The sequence below is a fragment of the Nocardia sp. NPDC059154 genome, assembly GCF_042755705.1.
In the GTDB taxonomy this organism is placed as follows: Bacteria; Actinomycetota; Actinomycetes; order Mycobacteriales; family Mycobacteriaceae; genus Nocardia.
Genome location: NZ_JBHZCS010000063.1, coordinates 1 through 23,809, shown reverse-complemented (window position 1 = coordinate 23,809; position 23,809 = coordinate 1). Strand labels below are relative to the sequence as shown.

General features: G+C 69.3%; 22 protein-coding genes and 1 pseudogene. 9 read left to right on the top strand and 14 right to left on the bottom strand.

Annotated features, from left to right (window positions below; all coding sequences use genetic code 11):
• Positions 1–18: 18 nt before the first annotated feature.
• The 6 genes from pgsA to ACFXN1_RS38685 all read right to left on the bottom strand — a co-directional run bounded on the left by pgsA (position 19) and on the right by ACFXN1_RS38685 (position 9,471).
• Positions 19–690, bottom strand: coding sequence for a phosphatidylinositol phosphate synthase (gene pgsA / locus ACFXN1_RS38710; RefSeq protein WP_379440471.1), 672 nt, complete (start codon positions 688–690; stop codon positions 19–21).
• A 1-nt stretch (position 691) separates the two neighbouring features.
• Positions 692–1,285 carry an HIT family protein gene (locus ACFXN1_RS38705; protein WP_379440473.1) on the bottom strand — a complete coding sequence of 198 codons (594 nt, stop codon included), beginning with the start codon at positions 1,283–1,285 and terminating at the stop codon, positions 692–694.
• Entirely contained in the window at positions 1,282–3,339 is a 2,058-nt protein-coding gene (thrS, locus tag ACFXN1_RS38700) for a threonine--tRNA ligase (protein WP_379440474.1), read from the bottom strand. The genes ACFXN1_RS38705 and thrS overlap by 4 nt, the downstream gene beginning before the upstream one ends.
• Positions 3,340–3,823: 484 nt before the next feature.
• Positions 3,824–4,603, bottom strand: a complete 780-nt coding sequence (locus tag ACFXN1_RS38695; protein WP_379440476.1) for a (2Fe-2S)-binding protein — start codon at positions 4,601–4,603, stop codon at positions 3,824–3,826.
• Between the two features lie 265 nt (positions 4,604–4,868).
• A complete protein-coding gene (locus tag ACFXN1_RS38690) occupies positions 4,869–7,076 on the bottom strand; it encodes a SulP family inorganic anion transporter (RefSeq protein ID WP_379440478.1) in 2,208 nt (735 codons plus the stop codon).
• Between the two features lie 184 nt (positions 7,077–7,260).
• The gene (locus tag ACFXN1_RS38685; RefSeq protein ID WP_379440479.1) at positions 7,261–9,471 is read right to left on the bottom strand and encodes a SulP family inorganic anion transporter; all 2,211 of its coding nucleotides are present in this window, start codon (positions 9,469–9,471) and stop codon (positions 7,261–7,263) included.
• Between the two features lie 349 nt (positions 9,472–9,820).
• Here ACFXN1_RS38685 and ACFXN1_RS38680 point away from each other — a divergent pair, with 349 nt between their 5' ends.
• The gene (locus ACFXN1_RS38680; protein WP_379440481.1) at positions 9,821–10,864 is read left to right on the top strand and encodes an extracellular solute-binding protein; all 1,044 of its coding nucleotides are present in this window, start codon (positions 9,821–9,823) and stop codon (positions 10,862–10,864) included.
• Between the two features lie 12 nt (positions 10,865–10,876).
• Here ACFXN1_RS38680 and ACFXN1_RS38675 read toward each other — a convergent pair whose 3' ends face one another.
• The 3 genes from ACFXN1_RS38675 to ACFXN1_RS38665 form a co-directional block, all read right to left on the bottom strand.
• Positions 10,877–11,257, bottom strand: coding sequence for a DUF5313 family protein (locus ACFXN1_RS38675; protein WP_379440482.1), 381 nt, complete (start codon positions 11,255–11,257; stop codon positions 10,877–10,879).
• Positions 11,258–11,259: 2 nt separating this feature from the next.
• Positions 11,260–13,086, bottom strand: coding sequence for a phosphoenolpyruvate carboxykinase (GTP) (locus ACFXN1_RS38670; RefSeq protein WP_379440484.1), 1,827 nt, complete (start codon positions 13,084–13,086; stop codon positions 11,260–11,262).
• Positions 13,087–13,182: 96 nt separating this feature from the next.
• On the bottom strand, positions 13,183–13,503 hold the full coding sequence (locus ACFXN1_RS38665; RefSeq protein ID WP_364624478.1) for a metalloregulator ArsR/SmtB family transcription factor: 321 nt from the start codon (positions 13,501–13,503) through the stop codon (positions 13,183–13,185).
• Positions 13,504–13,738: 235 nt separating this feature from the next.
• Here ACFXN1_RS38665 and ACFXN1_RS38660 point away from each other — a divergent pair, with 235 nt between their 5' ends.
• Complete coding sequence (locus ACFXN1_RS38660) at positions 13,739–14,554, top strand: alpha/beta fold hydrolase (protein ID WP_379440485.1); 816 nt, start codon at positions 13,739–13,741, stop codon at positions 14,552–14,554.
• A gap of 46 nt (positions 14,555–14,600) precedes the next feature.
• Here the strand turns inward: ACFXN1_RS38660 and ACFXN1_RS38655 are convergent, their stop codons facing one another.
• Positions 14,601–15,176 carry a TetR/AcrR family transcriptional regulator gene (locus ACFXN1_RS38655; RefSeq protein WP_379385470.1) on the bottom strand — a complete coding sequence of 192 codons (576 nt, stop codon included), beginning with the start codon at positions 15,174–15,176 and terminating at the stop codon, positions 14,601–14,603.
• A gap of 104 nt (positions 15,177–15,280) precedes the next feature.
• Positions 15,281–16,411, bottom strand: a complete 1,131-nt coding sequence (locus ACFXN1_RS38650) for an agmatine/peptidylarginine deiminase (RefSeq protein WP_379440487.1) — start codon at positions 16,409–16,411, stop codon at positions 15,281–15,283.
• 314 nt (positions 16,412–16,725) lie between these two features.
• Here ACFXN1_RS38650 and ACFXN1_RS38645 point away from each other — a divergent pair, with 314 nt between their 5' ends.
• The 5 genes from ACFXN1_RS38645 to ACFXN1_RS38625 all read left to right on the top strand — a co-directional run bounded on the left by ACFXN1_RS38645 (position 16,726) and on the right by ACFXN1_RS38625 (position 20,509).
• The gene (locus ACFXN1_RS38645; protein WP_379440488.1) at positions 16,726–17,460 is read left to right on the top strand and encodes a maleylpyruvate isomerase family mycothiol-dependent enzyme; all 735 of its coding nucleotides are present in this window, start codon (positions 16,726–16,728) and stop codon (positions 17,458–17,460) included.
• Between the two features lie 61 nt (positions 17,461–17,521).
• On the top strand, positions 17,522–18,253 hold the full coding sequence (locus tag ACFXN1_RS38640) for a hypothetical protein (protein WP_379440490.1): 732 nt from the start codon (positions 17,522–17,524) through the stop codon (positions 18,251–18,253).
• Between the two features lie 60 nt (positions 18,254–18,313).
• Positions 18,314–18,823, top strand: coding sequence for a winged helix-turn-helix transcriptional regulator (locus ACFXN1_RS38635; RefSeq protein ID WP_379395200.1), 510 nt, complete (start codon positions 18,314–18,316; stop codon positions 18,821–18,823).
• Between the two features lie 100 nt (positions 18,824–18,923).
• Entirely contained in the window at positions 18,924–19,439 is a 516-nt protein-coding gene (locus ACFXN1_RS38630) for an SRPBCC family protein (protein WP_379440491.1), read from the top strand.
• Positions 19,439–20,509 (top strand): LLM class flavin-dependent oxidoreductase, encoded by a 1,071-nt coding sequence (locus tag ACFXN1_RS38625; protein ID WP_379440493.1) that lies wholly within the window; start codon positions 19,439–19,441, stop codon positions 20,507–20,509. The genes ACFXN1_RS38630 and ACFXN1_RS38625 overlap by 1 nt, the downstream gene beginning before the upstream one ends.
• Here the strand turns inward: ACFXN1_RS38625 and ACFXN1_RS38620 are convergent.
• The 3 genes from ACFXN1_RS38620 to ACFXN1_RS38610 all read right to left on the bottom strand — a co-directional run bounded on the left by ACFXN1_RS38620 (position 20,484) and on the right by ACFXN1_RS38610 (position 22,152).
• Positions 20,484–20,654, bottom strand: a complete 171-nt coding sequence (locus ACFXN1_RS38620) for a hypothetical protein (RefSeq protein WP_379440495.1) — start codon at positions 20,652–20,654, stop codon at positions 20,484–20,486. The two genes, ACFXN1_RS38625 and ACFXN1_RS38620, sit on opposite strands and share 26 nt — an antisense overlap.
• Before the next feature lie 27 nt (positions 20,655–20,681).
• On the bottom strand, positions 20,682–21,704 hold the full coding sequence (locus ACFXN1_RS38615) for a DUF6745 domain-containing protein (RefSeq protein WP_379440496.1): 1,023 nt from the start codon (positions 21,702–21,704) through the stop codon (positions 20,682–20,684).
• Positions 21,705–21,834: 130 nt separating this feature from the next.
• Complete coding sequence (locus ACFXN1_RS38610) at positions 21,835–22,152, bottom strand: hypothetical protein (RefSeq protein WP_379440498.1); 318 nt, start codon at positions 22,150–22,152, stop codon at positions 21,835–21,837.
• Positions 22,153–22,389: 237 nt separating this feature from the next.
• Here ACFXN1_RS38610 and ACFXN1_RS38605 point away from each other — a divergent pair, with 237 nt between their 5' ends.
• Both ACFXN1_RS38605 and ACFXN1_RS38600 read left to right on the top strand, forming a co-directional pair.
• The gene (locus tag ACFXN1_RS38605) at positions 22,390–23,340 is read left to right on the top strand and encodes an STM4015 family protein (RefSeq protein WP_379440499.1); all 951 of its coding nucleotides are present in this window, start codon (positions 22,390–22,392) and stop codon (positions 23,338–23,340) included.
• Positions 23,337–23,809: pseudogene (locus ACFXN1_RS38600) on the top strand (hypothetical protein); the annotation flags it as partial. The gene ACFXN1_RS38605 and the pseudogene ACFXN1_RS38600, both read left to right, overlap by 4 nt.

Here is a 23,809-nt window from a genome sequence, read left to right as displayed (position 1 = left end):
CGGACGTGAAATCGGTTGTCACCGCTGCGGTTCCTCCGGAGCCTTCGCCGCCGGGGCGATGATGTCGCGGGCGCCGGGGGAATTGCGCACCGCCAGCACCCGCTGGAAGACGGTGATGATGCTGAGCACGGCCAGCGCGTACATGGCCGCGTACACCGCGTACGACAGCCAGGTGATGCCGAAATAGCCGCCGATACCGGTGAATCCGGCGCCGACCAGCACGATGACCAGCCGGTCGGGCCGCTCGATCAGGCCGCCGTCGGCCGACAGCCCGCTGGCCTCCGCCCGCGCCTTCGCGTACGAGATGACCTGCGAGGTCACCAGCACCACCAGGGTCGCCACGAACAGATGCTTGGAGTTCGCGTGGTACACCGACCACCAGGCCAGCCCCGCGAAGATGGCGCCGTCGGCCACACGGTCACACGTGGCGTCCAGCACCGCACCGTATTTCGTGCCGCCGCCCCGGGCGCGGGCCATGGCCCCGTCCAGCATGTCGAACATGACGAACAGCCAGATCACCATCGTTCCCCAGAACAGGTGATCGGTCGGGAACAGGGTCACCGCCGCGACGATCGAGGCGGTGGTGCCGATGAGCGTCATCGCATCGGGCGTGAGCCCCGTGCCCACCAGCGCTTTGCCCAGGGGCGCAGTCGCTTTGGCGAACGTCTCGCGACCGAAGAAGCTCAGCACGCTATCCCGCGTCCTTCCATGCGTCGGCTTCCTTCCACGCCTGTGCCAGCAGCGCCCGGGTTTCCCGGAGCAGCTGCGGCATCACCTTCACTCCGCCGACGACGGTAATGAAGTTCGCGTCCCCACTCCAGCGCGGCACGATATGTTGATGCAGGTGATCGGCGAGTGAACCACCGGCAACGCCACCGAGATTCAGGCCGACATTGAAGCCCTCGGGCCGCGACACCTGCTTCATCACCCGGATCGCCTGCTGGGTGAACGCCATCAGCTCGGCGCTCTCCTCGGTGGTGAGGTCCTCGAGGTTGGCGACCCGGCGGTAGGGCACCACCATCATGTGGCCCGGGTTGTACGGATACAGGTTCAGCACCGCGTATACCCATTCACCACGCGCGACGATCAGGCCGTCCTCGTCCGACATCTCCGGAATGTCGGTGAAGGGGTGCCCGGTCTTCTTGGCTGCGTCGATCTTCCGATCCTCGGCCTCGCCGGTGATGTAGGACATCCGGTACGGGGTCCACAACCGCTGCAGGCGGTCCGGATCCCCGGCACCGGTATCCACGATCTGCTCGGACACGGGGGCAATCCATTCACTCATCGATCCGCCTTGCGGATCTCGAAGCCCTCCGCGGTCGGCGACTCGTTCTCGCGGCGCCCGATCCAGTCCACGATGGTGGCCACCGCGTCGGCCACGGGCACGCCGTTGACCTGGGTGCCGTCGCGGAAGCGGAAGCTGACCGCGCCGCTCTCCACATCGCGCGCGCCGGCCAGCAGCATGAACGGCACCTTCTGCGCGGTCTGGTTGAAGATCTTCTTCTGCATGCGGTCGTCGCTGCGGTCGACCTCGGCGCGAATGCCGTTGTCCCGCAGGCGTTCGATCACGCCGTCCAGGTGCTCGACGAAGGTCTCGGCGACCGGGATGCCGACCACCTGCACCGGCGCCAGCCAGGCCGGGAACGCGCCCGCGTAGTGCTCGGTGAGCACGCCGAAGAAGCGTTCGATGGAGCCGAAGAGCGCGCGGTGGATCATGACCGGCCGGTGCTTGCCGCCGTCGGAGCCGGTGTACTCCAGCTCGAAACGCTCGGGCAGGTTGAAGTCCAGCTGGATGGTGGACATCTGCCAGGTGCGGCCGAGCGCGTCCTTGGCCTGGACCGAGATCTTCGGGCCGTAGAAGGCGGCCCCGCCCGGATCCGGCACCAGCTCCAGACCGGAGTCGGTGGCCACCTTGCGCAGGGTCTCGGTGGCCTCCTCCCACAGCTCGTCGGAGCCCACGGACTTCTGCGGGTCCTTGGTGGACAGCTCCAGGTAGAAGTCGTCGAGGCCGTAGTCGCGCAGCAGCGAGAGCACGAACTGCAGGGTGCTGGTCAGCTCCGCGTGCATCTGCTCCTTGGTGCAGTAGATGTGCGCGTCGTCCTGGGTCATGCCGCGCACCCGGGTGAGGCCGTGCACGACGCCGGACTTCTCGTAGCGGTAGACCGTGCCGAATTCGAACAAGCGCAAGGGCAGTTCGCGGTAGGAGCGCCCGCGCGACCGGAAGATCAGGTTGTGCATCGGGCAGTTCATCGGCTTGACGTAGTAGTCCTGGCCGGGCTTGCGCACCGAGCCGTCCTCGTTGAGTTCGGCGTCGAGGTGCATGGCCGGGAACATGCCGTCGCGGTACCAGTCCAGGTGGCCGGAGACCTCGAAGAGATGACCCTTGGTGATGTGCGGGGTGTTGACGAACTCGTAGCCGGCGGCGATGTGGCGGCGGCGCGAGTAGTCCTCGAGCTCCTTGCGGATGATGCCGCCCTTGGGGTGGAACACCGGCAGACCGGAACCGAGCTCGTCGGGGAAGGAGAACAGGTCCAGTTCCAGGCCGAGCTTGCGGTGGTCGCGCTTCTCGGCCTCCTCGAGCAAGCGCAGATGCTCGTCCAGCGCCTCACTGGATTCCCAGGCGGTGCCGTAGATGCGCTGCAGGTCCTCGCGGGACTGGTCACCACGCCAGTAGGCGGCCGAGGAGCGGGTCAGCTTGAAGGCCGGAATGTACTTGGTGGTCGGGATGTGCGGGCCGCGGCACAGATCGCCCCACAGCTTCTCGCCGGTGCGCGGGTCCAGGTTGTCGTAGATGGTCAGCTCTTTGCCGCCGACCTCCATGACCTCCGGATCGTCGATGCCCGACTTGTCGGAGATGAGCTCGAGCTTGAACGGCTCCTTGGCCAGCTCGACTCGGGCCTCGTCGACCTCGACCACCCGGCGCGAAAACCGCTGCGCGCCTTTGATGATCTTCTTCATCCGGGACTCCAGCTTGGCCAGATCCTCGGGGGTGAAGGGGCGGTCGACCTGGAAGTCGTAGTAGAAGCCGTCCTTGATGAACGGGCCGATGCCCAGCTTCGCCTCGGGGAACTCCTGCTGCACCGCCTGGGCCAGCACGTGCGCGGCCGAGTGCCGGATCACATTGCGGCCGTCCGGGGAATCGGCGGTGACGACCTCGACCTCGGTATCGAGTTCGGGCACCCAGGCCAGGTCCTTGAGCGCGCCCTCGGCGTCACGCACCACGATGACCGCGGCCGGGCCCTTGCTCGGCAGGTCCGCCTCGCGCACCGCGGCCCCGGCCGTAGTCCCAGCCGTAACCCGGACGCGGGCGACTGGGGTCTGCTGGGGTGAGGTGGTCACGGCTGGACACTCCTTGGCGGTTCACGGCGGGTGGTCGATCCGCCGTACAGGTTGGACTGGATGACCGGGCACCCCCTTCGTGAAGGGCAGAGCCCCGGCGGCACCACTCTATCGGCACGGTTGTCACCGCGCGCCGATGGACCGGCCCCGCCGCGTCGCCCGCCACCGCGCAGGTCCCGGCCCGGGCCGACCCCGCCCCGGTGACCAGGTGAAACACCCGATCAGCACGAAGAATCGAGGATCCGGCGGCACCTGTGGAACAAGATCGGCCCGAACCGTGGAGTCCAGCGCTCCCGGGCAGGTCGACCGCATGATTCTCCGAGCGACCGCACCGGCACGGCAAGCGAATTCACCGCGGGGCCGAGGCCGCCACCCGCGTGCGGCGACCTCGGACGTATGCGCTTGTCCTGCGCCGCAGGAGGTTTCGGGCAGCCGGGGCGGTGGCTCGAGGCGTGCACAGTCGCCGACACGCTCGACCGGGCCATCAGCCCCGCGCAGCCACCTCGGCGAGCAGGGCTTCACGTTCGGGGGCGGGGCGTTTGGGGCAGCTGGTGCACATCTCGCAGCCCGGCACCTCGAAGACCAGGCAGCAGGAGATGCGGCGGACGAAGGTGCGGCCGCCGACGTCCTGGAACCGTGGCACCGGCAGCCGGCCCGCGACATCGCGGGCCAGGCGGGCACCGGCCTCCTCGGCCCCGATGTCCAGGGCGCGGTTGCCGATGGCGTCGGCCACGATCGCCCACAGCGAGGCCGCGCCCGCGCCGGACACCTCGGCCACCACCGGAATCACGCGAGACAGCGTGTGCCGCAACGCATGTCCGACGGACGCCGTCGCACAGCAGCCTCCCGACTCGGCGTCCGGGTCTTCGGCGGGCGCCACCGGTCCGGCACTCGCCGGGCCGACGGCCTCCCCGGATCGCGGCGGTGGCGCGATCGGAGACCAGGATTCGATGGGCAGCGGACCCGCACCAACGAGGTAGCCGCGCGGTTCCGGCAGCACCCGCTCCACGCCACCGTCGGGCCGCATCTCCAGGGCGATGTGCTCGAGCGCGGGATCGAAGGCGGGCCGCCCGCTCGCGATGGCCGCGACGATCGGATCCACCAGCGACGAGGCCGCCATGCACCACCACAGCGTCCCCGACACTCGCGTGTTGGCAGTCCCCCACGAGATCCCCATGTCGGCGATCCGCTCGGCCAGCCACTGTGGTCGCAGTAGGTCGGTGCCCGGCACCAGCGCCTGTGAAACGGGGGGCTGCGCAACCATTTCCATTCGACTCCGATCCGGCCGATCCACGGTGATTACTACCCACGATGTCACGTTTTCGCGCCGATGTGGGCCGCTCCCCCGCGACCCCCGGCGCACCCGTTCGACTCGCGATGCCGCGAGGCGCGCTCAGCGTATGCCGCGCGGGCTCCCCCACCGCGCCGACGCGCCCGGCGGCGAGCACCGGCCGGATCGCCACCCCGGAAAACACGATGGTGCGGGCATTCCCGAACCGGAAGCCCGCACCAGCGCAGGGTGGGCACTATCAGTGGGTGTGGGCCAACGCCGACAGCTCGGGTGCGTCGATTTCCCGGATGCCCGTGGCGGTGACCTCCAGGACTCGGGCGGTCCCGATGTCGAAGAACAGGCCGGAGACCTCGAGGCCGCGTTCCAGGATCGCCCGCCGGACCACCGGGTGGGCGCGCAGCGTGTCCAGCTGGACGGCCACATTCACGATGGACAGCTGGTCGGCCACCCCGAATCCGGCACGCGCCGCCGCGGCGGCAATCGGGTCGCCGGAGCGGAAGCGGTCCAGGCTGGCCCGGCCGTGGACCAGCCAGTTGCCCAGGCCGGGCCCGGTGGGCCCGCCCGCGACCAGTGCCTTCATCGCCCCGCACGCGGAGTGACCGCAGACCACGACGTTGTCCACGACCAGATCGTCGACGGCGAAGGCGAGTGCCGCCTCGATGGAACTGTCGCGGCCGCCGGGGACCACCAGGTTGCCGACATTGCGGATGGTGAACATGTCACCGGGCCCGCTGTTGGTGATCATGTTGGGCACGATCCGGGAATCCGCGCAGGTCAGGAAGAGCGAGTGCGGGTTCTGCCCGTCGCGTAGCTCGTCCAGGTGCGGGCGCACCAGGTGGGCGTTGCGCTGATGGAAGGCGGCCACGCCCTGGGTGATCGGGTTGCCGTCGTCCTCGCGCCAGGGGCGCAGCACATCGTCGAGCAGGGTGCGGGCGCGCCCGCGCACCGGAGGGCCGGTCAGGGCGTGCGCCATGCGGGCGGTGCCGAGTTCCACGAATTCGACTGTGCCGCCGGTGCTCTCGTGCTGGCCGGCCCAGTCGTGGATGACCTCGTAGGCGGCGTGGTCGAGGAAGTCGACGCTCATCTCGACCAGCACGTCGGTCCCGGAGGGCACCTTGGCCAGTTCCGAGGACAGTTTCGGCAATGCCAGGAACGTGCAGGTGCCGTCGATGCTGACCAGCCAGCGATCGGTGCTGGCCACCTCGCCGGCGGTCACCGAGACGCGCACGACCCGCCACAGCAGCAGGCCGAAGGCCAGCGCCAGGCCGATGATGACGCCCTCGAGCAGGTTCAGGAACACCACGCCGAACACGGTCACCAGGTACACCAGCAGGTCGCCGGTGCGCCGGGCCAGCTTGATGTGGGCGAGTTTGACCAGCTGGATGCCGACCACGATGAGCAGACCGGCCAGGGCCGATCTGGGAATCTGCTGCACCAGGCCGACCAGCGCCACCGAGAACACCAGGATCCAGAGGCCGTGCAGGAAGGCCGAGGCGCGCGAGCGGGCGCCGGCCTGCACGTTGGTGGCACTGCGCACGATGACCCCGGTGACGGGCAGGCCACCGAGGCCGCCGGAGATCACATTGGCCGCGCCCTGCCCGACCAGTTCGCGGTCGAAGTTGGTGCGCGCGCCGGTGTGCATCTTGTCCACGGCGACCGCCGACAGCAGGCTCTCCACGCTGGCGATCAGGGCGATGGTCAGTGCCGCGAGCACCACCTCACCCCACTCGCCGGAGGGCAGGTCGGGCAGGCCGATGGCGTCGAACAGCGAGCCGCTCAACACGATTCGCTCCGGATCACCGGGCAGCACCAGTGACAGCACGGTGCCCGCGACCACGGCGATCAGGGGGCCGGGCAGCACCTTCAGTTTGCCCGGCACGTACTTCCAGCTGAGCATGATGGCGATGACCACCAGGCCGACGACGAAGTCGTCGCCGTGCAGGTTGAGCAGCTGGTTCGGCAGTTCCTTCAGGTTCTCCCACGCGGAGCTCTGCGAGGTGCCGCCGAGCAGCACATGGAACTGCTGCAGCGCGATGGTGACACCGATACCGGCGAGCATGGCGTGCACCACGACCGGCGCGATGGCCAGCGCGGCGCGGGCAATGCGGCTGAGCCCGAACAGGATTTGCAGCACACCGGCCAGTAGGGTGATGAAACAGGCTGTCTTCCAGCCGAATTCGTTGATGGTGGCGGCGACCACCACGGTCAGGCCGGCCGCGGGCCCGCTGACCTGCAGCGGCGAACCGCCGAGCAGGCCGACCACGAGGCCGCCGACCACCGCGGCGATGAGTCCGGCGGCGATGGGCGCGCCGGAGGCGACCGCAATGCCGAGCGAGAGCGGCAGTGCGACGAGAAAGACGACAAGGGATGCAGGAAGATCATGACGCAGCAGGCTGTCGAGCCGGCCGTCGATTCTGCCTGGCGGTGAATCGGTGTCGCGAGACATTTCGCTCCTCAGCGAGCATGTACAGGGGGCATCGAATAAGGGCTGCGGACAGCTCTGGCCGAAGACTCACCGGACGAGCAGAGCCCAGATTAAAGGTAAAGACTTACCAAAGTCTGAGAAAGGTGGTCACCAATACGAAAGGGGTGTGAACCCTCTCGGGTCCACACCCCTTCTTCCCCGGCCGTCACGCGGGTTGGGCCACCCGCCCGACGTCATCGATCTCGGCGATCCCGTCCACGGTGACCTCCACCACGCGCGCGGTGGCGATATCGAAGAACAGGCCCGAGAGCACCACGCCGCGCTCCTGCACGCCGCGGCGAACCACCGGATGCGCGTACAGCGTTTCCAGCTGCACCGCCACATTCACCATGCCGAGCTGATCGACCGGCCCGAAACCGGCCGCCGCCGCGGCCACCGCGACCGGATGCCCGAGCCGGAAGCGCTCGAGGCTGGGCCGGGCGTGCGCGAGCCAGTCGTCGAGCTGGGACCCGGTGACCAGTTCGCTGTGCAGCGCGCCCATGGCGCCGCACCCGGAGTGCCCGCACACCACCACCGAGCGGACATCCAGCTTGTCGAGGGCGTAGATGAGCGCAGCCTCCATCGACGAGTCCTGGGCGTCACGCGGAATCAGGTTGCCCACATTGCGCACCGTGAACAGGTCGCCCGGACCGCTGTTGGTGATCACGTTCGGCACGATGCGGGAGTCGGCACACGTGACGAAAAGCGAGTCCGGCTCCTGGCCGTCGCGCAGCACCCCGAGGTGCGGGCGCACGACGTGCGCGTGGCTGCGGTGATAGGCGGCCACACCGGCGACGATCGGGTCCACGTCGGTGGCGGTGCGCCGCCAGGGTCCGAGGACCTCGTTCAGCAGGTGCCGGGAGTGCCCGCGGGCGGGCGGCCCGTCGGCGACATCGGCCATGCGCACCGCGCCGACCTCCACGAATTCGACTGTGCCGCCTGCACTCCGGTGCTGGTCCACCCAGTCCTGCACGGCGTCGTAGGCGGCGTGGTCGATGAAGTCGACGGTCATCTCGACCACCACCTCGGCGCTGCCGGGCACCTTGGCGAGTTCGGCGGCGAGCTTGGGCAGCGCCAGGAAGGTGAAGCTGCCGTCGACGGTGACCCGCCACCGCCGCGCGTCCACCTCCTCGGCCGCCACCGACACCCGCACCACCCGCCACAGCAGCAGGCCGAAGGCCAGTGCGAGCCCGACCAGCATGCCCAGCAACAGATTCCAGAACACCACCACGAAGGCGGTGGCGGCGTACACCACCAGGTCGCCGGTGCGCTGGGCCCGCCGGATGTGGGCGAGTTTGATCAGCTGGATGCCGACCACGATGAGCAGTCCGGCCAGCGCCGCCTTGGGAATCGAGCGCACCACGTCGACCAGCGCCACCGAGAAGAGCAGGATCCACAGCCCGTGCAGCATGGTCGAGGCCTTGGTGCGCGCCCCCGCTGTGACATTGGTGATGCTGCGCACGATGACCGCTGCCACCGGCAGGCCGCCGATCAGTCCGGAGACCATGTTGGCCGCGCCCTGGCCGAGCAGCTCGCGGTCCAGATCCGTTCGGCGCCTGGAGTTCTGGCGCATCCGGTCCACCGCCACGGCCGATAGGAGGGTCTCCACGCTGGCGATGAGCGCGATGGTCACCGCCATCAGCGCCACCGTGGCCCAGCTGCCGTGCGGCACCTGGGGCAGGTGCAGTTCCGCCGGCAGTGAGCCACTGAGCGTGATGCGCTCGACCCGCACCGGCAGCACCCGCGCCAGCAGGGTCGCGACCACCACCGCCACCAGTGGCGCCGGCACCCGGCGGGCCGGTCCGGGCAGCCGCCGCCAGCCGAGCAGGATGGCGATGACGACCAGTCCGATGCACAGGTCACCGGGGTGAACCGAGGCCAGCTGGTGCGGCAGCGCGACGATGGCGTCCCAGGACGAGGTCAGCGAATCGCCGCCCATGAGCACGTGCACCTGTTCGAGCGCGATGACGATGCCGATTCCGGCGAGCATGGCGTGCACCACCACCGGCGCGATGGCCAGCACCCCGCGTGCGATCCGGCTGAGCCCGAACAGAATCTGCAGGCCACCGGCCAGGATGGTGATGAAACAGGTGGCGGCCCAGCCGAATTGGGTGATGGATTCGGCGACCACCACGGTCAGCGAGGCGGTGGGCCCGCTCACCTGGAGGGTCGATCCGCCGAAGAGTCCGGCGACCACGCCGCCCACCACCGCGGCGATGAGTCCGGCGGCGACCGGCGCGCCCACGGCGACGGCGATGCCGATGGACAGCGGCAGGGAGACCAGGAAGACGACGAACGAGGCGGGTAGATCGTGGCGCACCAGGGCGGCGAAGCCGGGAAGCGACGTCCGTGGAGGCTGATCGGTGTCGGTGGACATATCTCTCCTTCGCCGGCACGGCAGCCCGCCCGGTTCTTCGGTCAACATGTACTGGCATCGAATCGAGAGGCAGCGGCGGGCGAGGCTGGAGAACCACGACGCTTGGCAGATCGCGGGTAATCGTAAAGACAGTGCAAAGGAAATGAAAAACGTTTGCGACAGTTGAGGCGAACCGCTATCAAACTGTGACACAGCTCACTGCACCACGCAGAAGGACTGCCGCGGGCCGAGATGTCACCGGATGTTCACCCGCCGCACCCTGCCGAGTCAGAGACGCTGCCTAATCTCTCGCGCCAGATTGCTGTGGAACCCGAAGTGAGACGGGGTCCTTCGGAAAGGGTTCCGCAAAATGTCGCTCCCCCGCCGCGCTGTCATCGCGGCCGTCGCCGCCGCGCTCGCGACCACCGGTTGCGGCACGCATGCCGAACCGGCATCCGTTCCCGCCGTGACCAGTTCGTGGACCCCGCCGCCCGGGCTGTCCGGACAGCTCACCCTGTACTCGGCGAATCCGCAGGACCTCACCGACGACCTGCTGGCCGGGTTCACCCGGGCGTCCGGGGTGAAGGTGAACGTCGTCAACGGTGAAACCGGCAAGATCACCGCCATACTCGACAAGGAGGGCCCGCAGCCGCGGGCCGATGTGGTGTACCTGGCGTCCTGGACGCCCGCGGCGGAGTACGACCTGCAGGGCCGCACCCTGCCCTACACCCCGCGCGGCGCGGACCGGGTGCACGACGGCTGGATCGGCAAGGATCACGGCTTCATCGGCCGGGACGGGTCGGCGCTCACGATGGTGGTCAACAGCAAGGTGAGCCCGCGCCTGCCCAACGACTGGGCCGATCTGGCCGCGCCCGAATTCCGCGGCCGGGTGATCATGCCGGACCCGCGCGAATCCGGCACCGCCCGGGACCTGCTGGCCGCCATGGTCAGCGCGTGGGGCAGGGACCGCACCTGGGCCATGTTCGACGCCCTCTTCGACAATGGCATGGTGGTGCGCGGCGGCAACGGCCCCGCCCTCGACCAGGTGACCGCCGGCGCCTACGCCGTCGTTCTCGGCGGCGTCGACTACGCGGCCTACGACGCGGCCGCCAAAGGCGTTCCGCTGCGGGTCATCTCACCGTCCTCCGGCACCGTCATCACCCCGCGCCCGGTCTTCATCCTGAACAGCACCCGCAACCCGGCGGCCGCGAAAGCCCTGGTGGACTACATGTTCACCCCCGAGGCCCAGCAGATCACCGCCGCGCACAAGATGATTCCCGCCCGCACCGACGTCCCGGTCGCACCCGGCACCCGCTCCTACGACGAGGTCAAGCAGCTGCCCTTCTCCTGGGATCAGGTGAAGGGCAACGGCACCGGCATCCTGACCGAATTCACCCAGCGCTACCTGAGCTGATCCGCCCCTGGTTCAGCCGCGGCCGTGCGCCCGCTCGTAGGCGGCCCGCGCGGCGGCGGCGCGATCGCGTTCGCGCTGGTCGGCCAGGGCCGGATCCAGGCCGTGCTTGGTGAGGCGGGCACGGCGGAACACGTACATGAGCGCGGCCGTGAAGTAGATCAGCGGCAGGTACAGCAACGCCATCATGGCCAGCCCGATCCACAGCGGGCCGGGAATGAGCAGGAACAGGCACAGCGGCGGGATGATCGGGACGAGGATGCGCAGCATGTAGCGCCGCGCCGCCCCCGGCCCGGTCAGATCGTCGATCACCCACTGCGACATGGCCGGCGGCAGCGTCCCGCCGCAGATGTAGCGCAGGCGCTGCAGCGGATTCGGGCTGGTCCGGTCGCGCACGGTCAGACTTCCTCGGCCAGGCGGAGTTTCAGGGCGGCGAGTTCGGCGCGCAGGGCATCGGGCAGGCGGTTGCCGCCGATGCCGGCGTACCACTCGTCGATCGATTCGAGCTCGCGCACCCATTCGCCGCGATCGACGGTGAGCGCGGCGTCGATCAGGCCGCGGTAGCCGTCGCCGAGTCCGTCGAGATCGAGCGCGGCGGCGGTGGGCACGAAGCCGATCGGGGTGCGCTCGGCCGGAGCGGTGCCGTCCAGCCGTTCGAGCGCCCACTTCAGCACGCGCACATTGTCGCCGAAGCCGGGCCACAGGAACTTCCCGTCGGCGCTGCGCCGGAACCAGTTGACCTGGAAGATCTTCGGCAGCCGCGCGCCCGCGCGCTCCCCCATCGCCAGCCAGTGCGCGAAGTAGTCGCCCACGTGGTAGCCCAGGAACGGCAGCATGGCCATCGGATCGCGGCGCACCACGCCGACCTTGCCGGCCGCGGCGGCCGTGGTCTCCGACGACAGCACCGAGGCGGTGAACACCCCGTGTGCCCAGTCGAAGGATTCGGCGATGAGCGGGATGGTGGTGGCGCGCCGGCCACCGAAGAAGATCGCCGAGATCGGCACGCCGCGCGGGTCGTTCCATTCGGGGGCCACCGACGGGCACTGCTCGATCGGGGTGCAGTAGCGCGAATTCGGGTGCGCGGCAGGGGTTTCCGAGCCGGGTGTCCAGTCCTTGCCGTGCCAGTCGAGGAGGTGGGCCGGGGCCTGCTCGGTCAGGCCCTCCCACCACACGTCGCCGTTGTCGGTGCGGGCGGTATTGGTGAAGATGGAATTGCCCGCGTCGATGGTGGCGATGGCGTTCGGATTGGTCCGCATGCTGGTTCCCGGTGCGACGCCGAAGAATCCGGCCTCCGGGTTCACCGCGTAGAGCCGCCCGTCGGCCCCGAACCGCATCCAGGCGATGTCGTCGCCGACGGTCTCGGCCTGCCACCCGGGCAGGGTGGGCTCGAGCATGGCGAGGTTGGTCTTGCCGCACGAGGACGGGAAGGCCGCGGCGATGTAGTGCGTCTTCCCTTGCGGCGAGGTCAGTTTCAGGATGAGCATGTGCTCGGCCAGCCAGCCCTCGTCGCGGCCGAGGACCGAGGCGATGCGCAGCGCGAAGCACTTCTTGCCCAGCAGCGCGTTGCCGCCGTAGCCGGAGCCGTAGCTCCAGATGGTGCGGGTCTCGGGGAAGTGCGCGATGTATTTGGTCTTGTCGCACGGCCACGGCACATCGGGCTGTCCCGGGCCGAGCGGCGCGCCCACCGAGTGCAGGCACTGCACGTATTCCGTGTCGCCGGTGAGCTTTTCCCAGACCGGTGCGCCGGAGCGGGTCATGATCTGCATCGACACCGCGACGTAGGCCGAATCGGTGATCTCCACACCGTATTTCGGCTCGGCGGCATCCAGCGGGCCCATGCAGAAGGCGATCACGTACATGGTGCGCCCGGCCATCGCCCCGCGGTAGTGCTCGGTCATGACGGTGCGCATGTCGACCGGATCCACCCAGTTGTTGGTCGGCCCGGCGTCGCTCTCGCGCTCCGAGCAGATGAAGGTCCGGTCCTCCACCCGTGCCACGTCGCCGGGGTCCGAGACGCACCAGAACGAGTTGGGTTTGGCCGACAGCGGGACGAAGGTCCCCTTGGCCACCAGCTCGGCGGTGAGCCGATCCCATTCGTCGCGAGAGCCGTCGCAGTAGACGATGCGCTCGGGCGTGGTCAACTCGGCGATCTCCGCGACCCAGGCCAGGATGCCGGGATGGTCGGTCGGCGTGGTGGCGACGGCGGCGAGGGGACGTTCAAGCACGGCGAGCCTCTCTGAAGGAAACAACTAGGTTTTTAGTTTAGAAAACACGCAAGCAGAAAGGCGGGCGGGGCCGCCGGACGGGTGCCGGGACACCCGCTACGCGGGCTGTTCGAGCGCCTCGGCCTGGCCGGAGACCACGCCGGTGAGAATCGCGCGGGCCACCGCGAGCAGTTCGGCGACCTGCGGCGAGGTCAGCGCGTAGGTGACCGAGAGTCCCTCCCGGCGGGCGGTGACCAGACCGGCCCGCCGCAGAATGGACAGCTGCTGGGACAGATTCGCGGCCTCCACCCCGATTTCGGTGAGCATCTCCGAGACCGCGTGCTCCCGCTGACTGAGCAGTTCGAGCACTCGGATGCGCACGGGATGGCCCAGCGTTTTGAAGAAGTCCGCCTTCATCTGATAGAGCGGCCGTTGCATTCCTGGCACCTGCGAGCCACTCCTTCCACTGGCGGCGGATCATCCCTGCACACGACCCACCCGGCAATTGCAGAGTTTAGCAACCAGGCCAATCAAGGCCCATGCGCCCCGGCGTGGCACGGGCGTGCGGCAGCCGCGCGTGTCAGCCAGGGATGAACCGTTTTGCCAAGGGATGAGATTCCGCGTGCATGGTACGTTCGGTCGTTCGCCGGACCGCCTACCAGAAAGACCAACCGTGCCCCTCGCCACCCTGAACGGCATCCGACTCAACTACGACGTCACCGGCAGCGGGCCGCTGGTCGTGCTGGTCATGGGCACCGGCAGCCCGGGCCGGGTGTGGCGCACGTATCAGGTTCCGGCACTGGTGAAGTCGGGTTTCCGGGTCGCCACCTTCGACAATCGCGGCATCGCGCCCTCGGAGGAGAGCGCGCACGGCATGCGCATCGAGGATCTGGTCGCCGACACCGCGGCCCTCATCGAACACCTCGGCGGCCCAGCACATGTGGTGGGCACGTCCCTGGGTGCGCGCGTGACGCAGGAGCTCGCGCTGGCGCGGCCGGAGCTGGTGCGCAAGGCGGTCATGCTGGCCACCGCCGGGCGGCCGCATCCGCTGACGAGCACGTTGAGCCGCGGCGAGCAGGCCCTGCACGAGCAGGGCGTGAAACTGCCGCCGGAATACGCGGCGGCCATCAAGGCGATGCTGAACCTCTCCCCGCACACGCTCGAGGCCGACGACCAGGCCCAGCAGTGGCTCGACATCTTCGAGTACTCGGCGAGCGCGACGGAGCCCGCGCCGGGGGTGCTGGCCCAGATGCGCATGGACCGCTCGGGCAATCGGCTCGCCGAATATGCCCGGATCACCATCCCCAGCCTGGTCGTCGGATTCGCCGACGATCGCATGCTGCCACCGGTCTTCGGCCGGGAGGTGGCCGCGGCGATTCCGGGCGCGCGCTTCGTCGAGATCGAGAAGTGCGGCCACTACGGGTATCTGGAACGCCCCGAGGAGGTCAACCGCACCATCATCGACTTCCTCACCGACGGGCACGCCTGAGCCCCAGCAGATTCCGGCCCCACCCCGGAGAAGGAACCGGACAGCGCTAGCCCGCACCGAGCTCGGCGGCAATCGCGCCGGCCAGCAGGGTGCGGGCCCGGTCGAGGGTGAGCGAGCCGCTGTGCCAGCGCTCGCTCAGACCCTCGACCAGGGCGGTGAGGCGTTCCGCGACGGCCGCGGCGTCGAGATCCAGTGGGATGGAACCGGTTTCCTGACCGTGCAGGATGAGCGTCTCCACATCGGAGTTCCAGGATTCGGTGCTGGCCCGGAGCGGTTCGCGCAGTGTGGGATCGAAGGCCGCGCTGGCGCGCAGTTCACCCCAGGCGACGCTGTTCTCGCGGACCTCGTCGGTGTCCTGCAGTTCCAGCAGCAGCATGCGCTCGACCTGCGCGCGCGGGTCCACGAGGTCGGCGAAGGCCTGGTCGGTGTAGGACTCCGCCCGGTGATTGATGTGCTCGAGGGCGGCGCGCAGGATGCCGGCGCGGTCCTTGAAGTGGTAGTAGATCAGCGCGGTGGACACGCCCGCGGCGGCGGCCAGTTTCTCGACCCGCAGTCCGCGGACTCCGTCCTGCGCGATGACTCGAACGGCGGCTTCCAGGATCTGGCTCTGACGGTCCGACACGATTCCTCACTCTAGAACGATTGCGCGGCCGGTCCGGAACGGGCGGCGTCCCCGAACCGGCCGCGCCCCGGCGAATTACAGGCTGCACCGGGAGCTCGGATGCCTCAGTCGACGGGTTCCTGCTGAGTGGTGCAGTGGATGCCACCACCACCGGCGGCGATGGCGTCGATATTGATCTGCACCACGGTCCGATCCGGGAACAGGCGCTGCAGGGTGGACTGCGCCGCCGAATCGGCCTCGGGGTCACCGAATTCGGGGGCGATGACGCCGCCGTTGCAGACATAGAAGTTGATATAGCCCGCGGCGAAGTCGTCGCCCGCGCCCCGGTAGCGCAATTCCGAAGGCGCTTCGAGGGTTTCGATCTCGAGCGGCCGGCCCTGCGCGTCGGTGGCATGGTGCAGGATGTCGAGGTGACGGCGGGTCACGTCGTAGTCGAAGGACTCCTCGTTGTTGTCGAGTCCCGCGACCACGACGCCGGGGCGGGCGAAGCGGGCATAGAAATCGGTGTGGCCGTCGGTGATGTCGTGCCCGGCGATGCCCGGCAACCAGATCACCTTCTCGAGGCCGAGCAATCGGTGGAGCTCGGCCTCGACGTCGGACTTCTTCCAGCCCGGATTCCGATTGTTGTTCAGCACACAGGATTCGGTGATGAGCGCGGTGCCCTCGCCGTCGACCTCGAGGCCGCCGCCCTCGAGCACCAGATCGGTGTGCACGGTCTCCACCCCGGCGCGGCCGTCGACCACGGTGGCGATCTTGGCGTCGCGGCGGTGCTGCTGTTTGCCGCCCCAGCCGTTGAAGTTGAAGTCGACGCCGGCCTTGGTGCCGTTGCCCCGCACGAACACCGGGCCGGTGTCGCGCATCCAGAGGTCGTCGAGGTCGGCGACGATGAGTTCGACATTCTTGCCGCCCAGCAGGTTTCGCGCCATGTCGAGTTCGTCCTGGCGCACCAGCATGGACACCGGTTCGAAGCGGGAGATGGTGGCGGCGATGGTGGCCAGGTTCTGGCGGACCTGCGGCAGCAGCTGCCTACCCCAGATGGCTTCGCTCGCGCCGAAGGCCATCCAGGTGCGCTTGTGGGGCGCGCCCTCGTCGGGCATCACCCAGGAGCGGCCGTCGCTGGGCGTGGAGGACGAGGTGTCGCCGCTGAACCACGACGAGATCGGCCCGTCGCAGCCCGCGAGCAGCAGCCCGCCCATGGTCAAGATCCCGGATCGCATGAACCGGCGTCGTTGCATCTCGCAATCTCCTTGTGTGAGGGGCACGGCGCGGCGTTTCCCTCTCCGGCGCGCTGAATCCGCTGAACCCGCTGGTAGAACGGCCGTCCGCACACGACGACCCCGAGCCGGGCACCAAGGACTGTATTCCTGACTGAATTTTCAGTCAAGGAACGCGACGCAGGTCACCCGGCACGGGCGGGCCCGGCGCGCGGGCACGGGATCGGCGGGGCCGTTTGACGAGAGCCGTATATCTTTGCGCGCCAGCATCATCCGCCACCGAACCCGCCCTAGGGTGGCCCTGACGACGATCGACGACAGGAAGGACGCAGGTAATGGCAGGCAAGGGCGCGGGCTGGCTGGAACCGATCGAGGAGTCCACGCAGCGGTTCCTCGCGACGGTCGACACGCTCACCGACGACCGGATCGGCGGCGCCTCGCTGATCCCGCCGTGGACGCGGGGCCATGTCATCGCGCACGTCTGCCGGGCCGGGGACAGCCTGGTGCGCCTGCTGACCTGGGCGCGCACCGGCGTGGAGACCCCGCAGTACGCGAGCATGGCGGCCCGGGCCGCCGAGATCGAGGCGGGCGCGGCGCGACCGGTGGCCGAACAGCTGGCCGATGCGGCCGCCGGCGCGCAGCGATTCGCCGACGCGGTGCGGCTGTTGCCGGCCGAGGCGTGGGAGCGGACCGTCCGGCCGCGCACCGGGGAACTGCGGACGCCGGAGACGCTGGTGCCGATGCGGTTGCGGGAATTGGAGATTCACCACGCCGACCTGAATGCCGGATATTCGTTCTCCGACATTCCCGAATCCGCAGCGCGCTGGATTCTCGACGATATCGCCGACGCGCTCTCCGGCCGGACACCCGACGGCCCGGCCCTGCGGCTGCGAGCCACCGACAGCGACTTCCGCCGGGAGCTGCAGGGGGACGGGCACGCGTCGCCGATCGGCATCACGGGCACGCAGGCCGACCTGCTCGGGTGGCTCAGCGGCCGGATCCCGCCGGCCGCGACCGGCCTCACCGCCGCGGGCGCCGACACCGTACCGCCGGCCCCGACCTGGATCTGACCACCCCGAATTCGGTCATCCCGCTCCCGCCCGGCCCCGGCGCCGGTCAGACTCGAAAACTATGACCGCCCTTCGCATTACCGCCACCTTGGCCGCCGTCCTCGTGATCACCGGCGCCGGGGCTGTCGCGACAGGTCCGGCCGCGGCGCCCGCGCGGGCGTACGGACCGGCGTCGTGCGTTCCGGGGAACCCCACCCAGCCCACCTCCGAGCTGTTCGCCACCACCAACACCGCCACCATCACCGACCCGGCCGATCCCCGGCTGAGCGACCGGTTGTCGCAGTTCGAGCTGGAGGTGAACGCGACCGCGCTCACCGAACTCGCGCTGCCCGTCGGCTCGGAACTGCTGGACGGGGTGTTCTGGTCCTCGGACACCGGGGCGGTCACCTACGAACGGTCCCGCCAATTCCAGCTGGCCTGTACCGATTTCAAGAATCTGTGCTGGGTCGCCGACGACCTGCGGGTGCGCTACAACCAGGAATCGGTGCTGACCTTCGAGTACCTGCCCGGCGACGACGTCCGCGCCGATGCCTTCACCGTCACCGTCCCGGGCATCGACCGCACCCGCTTCCACGATGCCCTGGTCGCGGATCCGCAGGTGCGTGACCGGCTCGGTGGCGGATCGGTCACCGAATCGGGCGATCTGGTGCTGGTGGCCGACCGCGCCGATCAGGATCTGGTGCGGAATTTCGTGACCGGACTCGGCGGCGCATGGAACGACGGCCAACTGCGTTACGGCGATCGCGAATTCGTGCACGGCACCGGCACCGCCGCTCTGGCGTGCCAGCTGTGACCGCCTGCGGGCATCGCTGTCATCTGCATGGTCCTATGGTGAGACCAGTATCCTCGGGGGATGAAGCGTACGTCGTTCGCGCGGTGGCCCTGCTCGGTCGCCCGGACCATGGATCTACTCGGGGACTGGTGGACGCCGCTGGTGCTGCGTGAAGCCTTCTACGGAGTGCGGCGATTCGACGAGTTCCAGCAGGAATTGGGAATCGCCCGCAATACGCTCAGCGATCGGCTCAAGCGGCTGGTCGAGGAGGGGCTGCTCGAAAAGCGGCCGTACCACACCGAACCCACCTGGTACGAGTACGTGCTGACCGAGAAGGGCCGCGACTTCTGGGATGTGCTGCTGGTGATGTCGCGGTGGGGCGACCGCTGGCTGGCCGACGCGGACGGGCCGCCGGTGATCCTGAACCACACGGCGTGCGGGCACGACACCCAGCTCAAGGTGGTGTGCGAGCACTGCGATCAACCGGTGCCGATCGAGGAGTCGCGGCTGCGCATGGGGCCCGGCTATCCCGAGCGGCTGCGCGAGCGGCCCGATATCCAGGCGCGGTTCGCCCGGCAGGAGACCAAGTAGCTGTCCCGGATTCCGGGTGACATCCCGGAATCATGCGTTGACCTGCATCGTCTATTTATGCAACCATCGAGCAGTAGCAGCTCTCACAGCGAGGTGACGCATGGAGTGGACCGGCGCGAAGTATGCCGATGGACCGACGGCGCAGGCCGAGATCTGGATCGACGCGACGCCCGAGGCGGTGTGGGCGCTCGTCTCGGATATCGGGCTGATGCCGGAGATGAGCGCGGAACTGCAATCGGCGCACTGGGTGCGGCCGGACACCCCGCCCGGCGTGGGCAGCACCTTCGTGGGCACCAGCCGGCACGAGGCGCTGGGCGAGTGGTCGACGACTTCCCATGTCGTGGAATGGGATCCGCCGCGCGTCTTCGCCTGGGCGGTCAGCGATCCCGAGAACCCCTCGGCCACATGGCGTTTCACCGTCGAGTCCGCGGACGGCGGCACGACTCTGCGGCAGTGGGTCCGCATGGGCCCCGGCCGGTCCGGGCTGAGCATCGCCATCGAGGCCATGCCCGAGAAAGAGGAGAAGATCGTGTTCGTGCGCATGCGGGAATTCGAGGCCGCGATGCAGGCCGTGGTCGCCGAGATCAAGCGCCGCGCCGAGGAGGGGACCCGCTGATGCGTACCGCCACCACCGTCGAACTCTCCCGCGACTCCCGGCAGGTCATCGAGTTCGTCCGCGAGGCCGAGACCATGGGCCTGGACATCTGCTGGGTGGCCGAGGCCTGGGGCTCCGACGCCCCCTCGGTGCTCGGTTACCTCGCCGCCCGCACCGATCGAATCCTGCTGGGCTCCGGCATCATCCAGGTCGGCACCCGGTCACCGGTGGCCATCGCCCAGGCCGCGCTCACCCTGGCCGAACTCTCCCAGGGCCGCTTCCTGCTCGGCCTGGGCACCTCCGGCCCGCAGGTCATGGAAGGGCTGCACGGCGTCCCGTTCGCCCGCGCCCTCACCCGCATGCGCGAGACCATCGACGTCATCAAGCAGGCCACGGCCGGTGAGAAGGTCTCCTACCAGGGCGACACGATCCGAATCCCCTTGGACGGCAACAGCAGACCGATGCGGCTGTCGATCCCCGCCAACACCGGCATCCCGATCTACATCGCCAGCATGTCGCCCAGGATGCTCGAGCTCACCGGCCGGGTGGCCGACGGCTGGCTGGGCACCAGTTTCGTCCCCGAGGGCTCTCACGCCTACTTCGACCACCTCGACGCCGGCCTCGCCGCCGCCGGCCGCACCCGCGCCGACATCGATGTCTGCCAGGGCGCGGAGGTCGCATTCTTCGACGACGAGGAAGCCGTCACCCGCCACGTCGCCGGCCGAAAACTGGAGCTGGCCTTCAGCATCGGCGGCATGGGCAGCGAGAAAACCAACTTCTACAACGCCGCCTACGCCCGCCAGGGCTGGTCCGACGTCACCGGGGAGATCCGGCAGCGCTGGCAGGACGGCGACCGCGCGGGAGCAACCGCGCTGGTCACCGACGACATGATCCTCGCCACCACCTTGATCGGCACCCCGGACATGGTGCGACGCCGGCTCCGGACGTGGAGCGACGTGGGCGTCGACACCGTCCGCCTCTACCCCGCGGGCGACACCCTCGACACCAAGCTGTCCAACCTCGCCCAGGCCCTGGACCTCATCGCCGACCTCGACCACACCCGAATCAGCTCACCGTCGCCCGCCGACTGACCTCGGCCGCCCGGCCCGGTTTCGGCCAGGGCACAGCCCTTTCCGCGATCGCCGCGCGGGCCAGCACATCCGCCAGCTCGGTGGCGATCTCGCGGATCACCGGCAGGATCGAGCCGGGTTGCGCGGCCAGGACTAGGTCCAGCAAGCGGTCATCGGTCGCAGCGATCTCGGACTAGGTCTGGCGGACGGGGGTGTAGGCGTCCGCGTCGAGGGCGAAGGTCCAGGCGACACCCTCCTTGGCGGTGCGGGTGGCCGGTGGGACGCGGAGCCAGTAGGTGCGATGGGTGCCGTCGGGTTCGGGGGTGGAGTTGACCACCTCGACCATGACGACGTCCTCGTCGTCGGGGAGTTGGATGCGCCAGAGGATGCCGGTCTCGTCCCGGTGGACCGGCTGGGCGCCGGATTCGGCGAGATAGCGGTCGTAGCCGAAGAATTCGAGCATGACGCGGCGGAGTTCGGCATTCTCCTCGGTACGGATGCGGGCGGCGGTGAGGGTGGTCAGGTCGTCGAAAAGGGAAGCGGGGACCGGCATTCCGCGCCAGGTGTGCAGGGCGAAACCGTCGGGGTAGACCAGGGCGGGGCCGTCCTGGGCGTGCAGGCGGCCCGCCTCGTCGCGTTCCAGGCGGTCGGGGCGCTCGCAGAAGACGATGACGTGCTCGAAGGGCCACCACCAGCCCGCAGCGCGGGCGACACCCGCCAGGCCGGCGAGGCGTTCGCTGTCGGGGAAGGCGGACAGCCAGGCGGCGTCGTGCTGGCCGAGGACGGCATCGAGGAAGATGGCCTGGATGTCGCGCTCGGCCTTGGCACGGGCCTTCCGGTCGGCGGGATCGACGGCGACGGCGGCGTCCACGACGCCGAGGCGGATGCGGTCGGTGAGGGTGCGGGTGGCGTCCCACAGGCGAGCGCCGGTCGCGTTCCACAGTTCCGACCAGCCGGCGGGGCCGAGCTGGTCGTGCACACGGCCGCGTTCAGCCGCCCAGGGCCGGGTGCGCACCTCGTCGCGGACGCTGCGGCCCGGGTCGTCCAGTGCGCGGATGGCGGCGACGGCCGCCAAAGGTGAAGCCACCCAGACATATCGGGTCGGGGTGGGCAGACCGGCGCTGGCATAGGCACGCCGGGCGGCCTCCTCGGCGGCGGCACGATCGGCGGGTCCGGTGGCGGCTGCGACCGCGCGCCACTCATCGAGAAGCTGCATGTGAGATTCCTTGGCTATCAGGCGGATCGGCACCACGATGACCAATTCGGTCGGTGACCCCGCAAGTTCGGTCGTCTACGGCGTGAGTGCGGACGGCGACGGCATCAATTCAGACGGCGACCGCGTGAGTTCAGTCGGCGACGATGCGGACTGCGCCGGGGAAGTACTCCCGCTGGCGGATGACGCGGAACCAGCCCTTGGGCAAGGGAATCGGCGCGTGTTCCTCGTGCACCACACGCCCACCCTCGGGCAGGTGCATCAGTAGGTGGGCGCCGGAGCGCAGTAGCTGCCCAGGTGCCGCCACCGCGTGCGCATGCCCGGTCACCTCCCCCAGCGCGAGCACCATGCGCCCGCGCGCATCCCGCGGTTCAGGCGGCGTCTCGGTCGCGTGCGCCGGCACCTCCGACTCGGCGATCGGCATGATCAGCACATCTCCCTGACGGAACATGAGGTCCTCCCCGGTGGGTGCCGGCGCCCCGTGCGTCCGGCCCACTCGAAACTAGCGGTGGGGTACGACAATTCGCGGCCACCACCCGATGCCGTACGCCATCGCTATACCGCTGTCGCCGAATGGTCGGCGCGCCGAGGGCGCTCGGCCGCGCCCCGCGCCGGTGACCTGTCGGGCGGTCTTGGTAGAACTGGCGGGCACGGACAGATCACAGCCCTGGCGTACGGAGCCCGTCATATGACCATTTCCACCCATCTGCAGGAATTCCACGGCCTTCCCATTGTCGAGTTCCCCGGGGACGCGGCGGAAGTCGCGCTGCCCGCGGCGGACGCGGCCGCATGGCGAATCGCCGCCGATCCGTACGGCGACTCCCCGGAGGAGTGGCCGGCGGCCTTCGCGCGTTTCCTCACGGCGGTGGACACCACCCGGGTGCCGGCGCTGGTGATCGGGCAGTGGGGTGAGGTCTACGACCACAACTCCGATCTGGTGATCCACGAGCTCATCCGGGTGCGGGAGCGGTTCCCGGCGCTGCGCGCGGTCTTCCTCGGCGAGATCACCTACGAGGAGGCGGAGATCTCCTGGATCCAGCAGTCGGATGTCACGCCGCTGCTGGCCAATTTCCCGGCGCTGGAGGAACTTCGGATCCGCGGCGGCGAGCACCTGGCGTTCCCGCCGACCCAGCACGCGGCGCTCCGCACGCTGGTCGTGGAGACCGGCGGTCTGGGCGGGGATGTGGTGCGCGGGATCGGCGCGAGTTCGCTGCCCGCGCTCGAGCACCTCGAATTGTGGCTGGGCGTATCCAATTACGGCGGTGACGCCACCGTCGCCGATCTCGCCCCGCTGCTGTCCGGGGACCGGTTGCCGAAGCTGACCTCACTGGGCCTGCGCAACAGCGAGATTCAGGACGAGGTCACCGCCGCGGTGGCCGGGGCGCCCGTGGTGGCGCGCCTGCAGACCCTGGACCTGTCGCTGGGCACACTCGGCGACGAGGGCGCGACGGCACTCCTGCACGGACAGCCGCTCACCCATCTGCGCACCCTCGATCTGCACCACCACTTCATCAGTGCCTCCCTGCGGGCGCGGCTGACCGCGGCGCTGCCGGGTGTCACGGTGGATCTGTCGGAGGCCGAGGTCGAGAACGACGAAGAGAATCCGGCCGATCGCCGCTACACGGCCGTGGCGGAATGACCGGTGCGGGGGCGACGCGCCTTGCCGTGGTGGGCAATCCGGGCAACCGGCGCGTGACCATGTTCCAGGAGTCGGTGCGGCGCGCCGGGATGGCCGAGGCGCGGGTGGTGCCGTGGCTGGATGTGCTGTGCGGGCGTGCGGAATTCGGGTCGGGCGAGCTGGTGCGGCTGGACTCGCCGGGTGAGGATCCCGAGGTCGAGCGGCGGCTGCGGGATGTCGAGGATGCGACGCGGGTCGAGGGCACGGCCGTCTGGTACGAACGATTCATCGCGGCCGCGCGGACGGCCGGTGCGCGGGTGCGAGCCTGCGGCGCACGGCTGCTCGACGACCCGGACGCGCTGGCCGTGCTCTTCGACAAACGCCGCTGCCATGCCGTACTGCGGGAAGCCGGTGTGCCCGTGCCGTTCTCACCGATCTCGGGGACGGGGACCTGGGTGCGCGGCTGGGACGATGTCCGGGAACTCATGAC